3 protein-coding genes are annotated in these 5,895 nt (G+C 59.0%); 1 reads left to right on the top strand and 2 read right to left on the bottom strand.

Annotated features, from left to right (window positions below; translation table 11 throughout):
• Positions 1 to 935 precede the first annotated feature (935 nt).
• Entirely contained in the window at positions 936 to 1,766 is an 831-nt protein-coding gene (locus JJC00_RS08745) for a class I SAM-dependent methyltransferase (protein WP_433996521.1), read from the bottom strand.
• 1,064 nt (positions 1,767 to 2,830) lie between these two features.
• Between JJC00_RS08745 and JJC00_RS08750 the strand changes: the two genes are divergently transcribed.
• Positions 2,831 to 2,986, top strand: coding sequence for a hypothetical protein (locus JJC00_RS08750; protein ID WP_200472201.1), 156 nt, complete (start codon positions 2,831 to 2,833; stop codon positions 2,984 to 2,986).
• Positions 2,987 to 3,123: 137 nt separating this feature from the next.
• Here JJC00_RS08750 and JJC00_RS08755 read toward each other — a convergent pair whose 3' ends face one another.
• Positions 3,124 to 4,659, bottom strand: coding sequence for an MATE family efflux transporter (locus tag JJC00_RS08755; RefSeq protein ID WP_246774144.1), 1,536 nt, complete (start codon positions 4,657 to 4,659; stop codon positions 3,124 to 3,126).
• Positions 4,660 to 5,895 lie beyond the last annotated feature (1,236 nt).

A 5,895-nucleotide genomic window follows, 5' to 3' on the forward strand; every position in this document is an offset into this window, starting at 1 on the left:
CACGGCTGTCCTCTGTCGGGGTGATCTACGATATTGTTCATGCTGCACCGCGTGATGGTCGTGCGATGGGCGAGTTGCGTTCAAGCCCGCCGCGATCCGAGAACGTCGTGCTCCGATCTCAGATGCCCGAATCACCCGAGCGGCCAGCGGACCGGCGGCTCGCATCGCGACCGATTGGCCGTGTCGGGAGTGCCCGGGCATCAGCACAGAAGTCTTGCGATGCAGGTTCGAAGGTCTGAAAGATTCACAATTCTCATCGCGCGTCAGGAAGTGACCGGAGGTCGGACGCGGTCCGCCACCTTACTTGTATGATACAAGCTCACGTTACGTCCGATTCAAGCCTCTTGAGAGCCACTTGTGAGAATAGATTGAGACCGATGCGCTGCCAGGGCGGGTTGGGCCGAACGGAGGCGCAAGCCCAATGCTCGATATGGGCCGCATTCGCCCGCTATTGCGAGCTCATGGGATATCCAGAGCGCGAGCGCTATTCGCAGGTGAGATGCGAATTAAGGCGTGCTGGGTCGCGTTACACCCCTTGAGCCGCGCGGCATTCGCTCTGAAGTCGTCGGCATCTTCCGGATCGGCAGCGCTGAGCGCCGTTTCGATACTGGCCACTCACACCATGGTATTGAGCGGGCAAATCCTGACACCTCACTGACCGATCGGTGTCGGGGTGTCGCTCCGTTTCACTCCCGGAAAGGGCGAAGCCAATTTGCTTACCGTGCTATCAAGTCGAGCAAGAGAGATATCGGGCAGCGCGCTACTCGATGCGCGCCTCGCCCGGACCCGGCATCGCCACGCTCGGCGGATACGCTTGTCGCAGCCGCGCAGTCAAAGCCTGATCATGCTCCAACCTCGAAAGGAAGGGAGCATGATCTAATTGCGTCCGCCGTTCCGGCGGCGCACGCGCGGCTATCTTTGAAAACGCGAACCTCTCACGGCTCCAGTGTGACCTGCAAACCCTCGTGACTTCCAACGTGAACGTAACGCGGTCCGATTGGCCGACCTCGACCGCTGGCGACGGTGACAATGTCTTCCAGGGGAGCGGCGCGTGCATCCGATGCAGGGCGGGACAAGATCAGATCGGCGTGGAACAGACCTTCCGATTCAAGTCCGGTCGCATCGATGCCAAGAGCTGCCAAAGTGGCCAAACTCCTCTCAAATTCCTCGGCGTCGCGAAATCGACGCTGAATAAATGTCGCACCAGTAAGGCGTTCCGTCACAAGACCACGCTTTTCGAACGTCGCAGCCAGGGAATCATACGGGAACATCCGCAGCACGAAAGAGATGATCCATGGACGCGTCTCTGTCACATCGAGAATTTTGCTGAACGTCTTCTCGGTGACGTAGCCGATGCAGCCCGTCGACATGATGACATCAGCGGAACGGAGAATACGCGCGCCTTCCGTCGAAAGCGATTCCTTTTCAAGGTCGGCGACAATACCCTGCTCAAGCAGGCCAACGGCCGTTGCATAGCGGATTGCCGGTGCGGATACATCGAGACCGATAAACCGCGCTAGACCAACATCAGGCCAAGCCGAATAAAACTTGCGATCGAGATCCACCAGTGTCTCGGAACTGATCGCCCTCATCTCGCGCCGGGCATAGCGGTGACGCAAGCCGCCGAAGGTCAGTGGAAACCGATGCACCGCCGCGTTGATGCCGTATGAACAGCCGACATCAAGCACGATCGGCTTAACGCTGGTTGCCGAAGCTTTCGCTGCCAGAATCTGACGCACGACCGGCTCTGCCACATCCGGGATCATATAATCCAAGCCTCCCAGGACGGAGAAATACGCTCTTGGATCATCCAAAGCGTAAATGTCATCGAAGATAGCTTTATCCCGATTGATACGCGAAAAATCTGCTCGCAACCCAACGTCTCCACATTTCAATTTGCACGCACGCCTAAGGCTGTTGCCTCGACCAGTACTCCTCTCATCGCAGATGTTGGCCGATGTATGAACCCCACGATGCTTTTGCGCTCTGCCTCACCCCAATTCTTGAAAGCTGCGCCGCGCCAGTCATTCTCCCTCCGCGAGCCCTGCAGCTTGTCGCATTGATGCTGAAGCTGGACATTGAGGCGGAGTGAAGACGTAGAGCGACGGCCAAATCTGCCGCGACATTCCAAGATGTAGGGGGATCCGCCTCGAGGCTGACTGCGAGCATCTTCTCGACATCACGCCAAATGCAGTCGTCCCTCCACTAAGCTGACTGCCCCTAGGTCTATCTGAATGTCGAGGAACCGGATGCACTAACAGCTCGAGCTCATGACGATGTCATGGACCATACGGACCATAGGGAGTATCTCTAAAGGAGTGGCCGCGATCGTCCCTTCGCAACCGTTCGAAGAAAGGCTGTTGCGTCTATCCTGGAAGCGATTGACCTCGCTCGCATCCAGACCGCGCGGCAGGACATCGGATGCGCCCTCGCGCACGTGACCTGCGAATACTGGAGTCATGCTCGGCCTCAGGTTCTTACCTCTCAACTTGCTTCCGCTCGCTGGGGCGAAGTCCCACGATGGCTCGGAGAGCGTCTCACGATTTTGAATTTACTGATCCATCATTCTCCACCCGCCCTGGCGATTTCCGTTACGAGCGATTTATTGGTTCGAATGGAAGAATACCGGAAGCCGGATCGCAGCTCACTATCATAATTGGGAGGAGCGTGAGCTTGGTCAGTTCTATAATTCGTCCTCGCACAAACGCCCAACTGATTGCAGCTTCATTACGCAATATTGGGCGAATCTTGCGACACAACAACCGGCGATGGTGTCCTTGTCTACAGCGTTGATGCCAGGACCTCGACTGGCCACAGCCCGGTGAGAATCGTGCCGGCCAAAACGACGACGAAGTTCAACTACGGGGAATTGTTCGAAGCGCCGTTTTGCTCAGGATCAACCCTCGATGACCCGGCGTTGCCATTCAGTCTTTCGACCAAAGCCAAGCGCGACGACGGCTACGTTGTGGGCCTGAAGGTGCGCTAAGCGGCCTTAGCGCAATGGCTGTTCCTGGGCTCAAGGGGCTTGGCTTCGTGGCGAACAAATTTGCGCCGTTCCCTAGTTGCCGCACGCCACGTCGCTGCCGCTCACCGCAGCTGGTGCCCCGCCCCTGGAGTTGGCTCCTACCCCTGGTTCGACGCTCGATTTGAAGCGAACCCAGGTCTGTTCGCCAAGAGCTGCAAGCGGAGCACAAGGAGCGCCGCGTAAACGGCCTTGCCGATCGACAAGCCAATCCAGATGCCGATGGCGCCGAGGCCGGTTTTGAAGCCGAGCACGTAACTGAGCGAAAGGCCAATCAGCCAGTAAGCGACGGCGGCGAAAAGGAGCGGCACGCGCGTGTCCTTCAGACCGCGCAAGCCACCCGCCGCAATGCTCTGCAAGGCGTCAGTCATAAAGAAGCTCGCCCCAACAAGAATGAGCGCTGCAGTCAGCTCGATCGTCGCGCCGGCATTGCTGGCCGCTTGGCCGACGAACAGCGCGGCGATCTCAAAGCGTGCGCCGATCACCGCAAGCGTAGCAATCGCCGCGATCAGGACTCCGAGCAAGATGGCGGCCAAACCAGCTCGCCTGATGGCCGACAGATCGTTGCGGCCGAGTGCGTGCCCGATCCGCACGTTGGCGGCCATGCCGATGCAAAAAGAAATCATGAACAGGATCGTGGTAACCTGGAACGCGATCTGGTGGGCGGCCACCGCCGTGGTGCTGATCACACCCATCAGGAGCGCCGTCGCAGAGAAAAGCCCCGATTCCATGAAAATGGCGGCCGAAATCGGCGTGCCGACCACGATGAGCTGCCGCATCAGTGGCCAGTCGAAGCGCCACAAATAGAGCAGCACCCGGTAGTCACGAAAGGGATGACACCTTGTGACGAACCATAAACCGGCCAAGAAAGTCGCACAGTTCACGAGACTGGTCGCAAGCCCCGCCCCGAACAAGTCAAGTTGCGGCAGGCCAAGCTTGCCGGTGATCAACAGATAGGCCAGCAGCGCGTTGATCGGGATGGCGGCGAGGGTGATCCATAAGGCTGGCGTTGGCCGGTTGACGGCTGCCATGAAGCTGCGGATCGCTAAGAACCACAGCGACGGCAAGATGCCCCAGGCGAGTCCGAACAGATATTGCTGAGCAAGCCGTGCCGTCGCTGGGCCGTGGCCTAGCGCAAGCACAATTCGCTCGCCATGCGCCGGCAAGGCCATGATCGGCACCCACAGGACAACTGCGATCCACAGGCCCATGCGCAGCGAACGCCGAACAAGGGGGGCATCGGCAGCACCACAGGCTTGTGCGGCGAGCGGACCTACCGCTGATATCACGCCTGCTCCGAAGGTCAGGCCGACCGACAAGACCATGCCGGCGAGGGCGGCTGCGGCAACCGCCTCGGTGCCGATGCGGCCGATATAGGCAAGATCTGTCGCCATCATCGCAATCTGCCCAAGCTGCGTTAGCGCTATTGGTAACGCAAGTCTGGCGGTTTCGGCGAGTTCGATCCTGAGGTGATGGCCAGCTATCCATTTCGACAATCGGTGACGCCACGATGATGCTCGCTTCGTTTCTGCCGTCTTTCTCATTGCATTGGCTGCCCGGGGATTGCCGCGCTCCAGCAAACTGATCTTTTGCTTTGCTCGGACGATCTTCTCGCCGCGTTTGCGCGTAGGCCGCATCGAGCGGCATGCCTATCGGTAGGATGTTCTGACTCTCAACAACGCGTCACTCGAAGATGGTGAGAGCGTTCTGACCGGCAAGGGTGATATCGGTAAACATCGCGTTCGGCTGTGCTGTGAGCTGTGTCTCGTTCAAGACGTCGTTAGCGTAGTCGCGACAGCAAACTGTCTGCACCCAGACAGCGCGGCGGGATGTTCATCGTTTCTTGAAGAGAATGCACGCTACGTCGTTGGCATGTCGGTTGCTTAAAATGGGGGACGTCCGTTGCGACAACGACGGCCTTGCAGCACCTGGTCTAAGTATTCAGATGAAACTTGCGCGATTGATCAAAGTCGGAGGCCTGCTGGTGCGCTCGCGTCCAAGGCGCACGACTGTCTTGCTAGCTCTCTCAGCTTCCGATCCGACAATCGATTTGGCCGCCGTCAACCTGCAGCTCAAGCGCGGCCATCTGTTGCCGCGGGATGCCGGCCCTATGGTCTCTAAGCTGACCGCCGCCGACAAGCCGGTATTCGCTGATCGATGGATGGTGCGCGCCTTCTTTGGCCCGCATCGCTTCAGTCCGCTGTGTTCGCCAAAGGCATTCACAGCGACGAAATCGTCCGCATCAGGAGCCTGCAGGTGCCGTCTCAGCGCTCCAGCCGCCCGATCAGTTGCTGGCTTGAAAATCACCCGGCCATTGGCGTGTCGCGACAGGTCTGTTGGCGTCTGGTTCGGCGGCCCGGATGGTTGGGCGCTGAATGCGCGCACATTGTCAAGTCGCTGCAAGCTAAACCGGGGCGCTGGCCTTCCGATTCTAAGCGACGACGAGGTGCGCCCACATGACTGTTGCCCATGAAATGTTGGCGCCTCGGGAGAGTTTTTGGCGACAGCGACTTGAGCGGTTCAAGTCATTAGAGCTTCCCTTTGCGTCGCCTTCACAAGAGGTATCGCCCCGACGGCAGTCGAGTGCTTGGCTGTCTCCCGATGCTTTGGTCGAATTGCTGCCGATCGATCGCACGGAGTGCGTACTAGCGGCTTTCCTGATCTATCTTGCCCGCATCACAGGCGAATCTGAGCTTCAACTCGGCTGGGAGTCCGCACCCAACCGGCCGCGTGCGGGCCTGAAGGCGGGTGATGCGCTGGTCGCCTCCGTGGTGCCGATGGAGGTGTCCATTGATCTTGCTCATGACTTTGCGCAGGTGCACAGGGTCGTTACGGCCGAATGCGCCGTTCTGAGAGCGCACGATAGTTTTGCC

This window comes from Bradyrhizobium diazoefficiens, assembly GCF_016616885.1.
Classification (GTDB): Bacteria; Pseudomonadota; Alphaproteobacteria; order Rhizobiales; family Xanthobacteraceae; genus Bradyrhizobium; species Bradyrhizobium diazoefficiens_F.

Coding starts and splice junctions, on each gene's coding strand:
- JJC00_RS08755 (WP_246774144.1), bottom strand. CDS start 4,659: ATGCGGCCTACGCGCAAACGCGGCGAGAAGATCGTCCGAGCAAAGCAA.
- JJC00_RS08745 (WP_433996521.1), bottom strand. CDS start 1,766: ATGATCCCGGATGTGGCAGAGCCGGTCGTGCGTCAGATTCTGGCAGCG.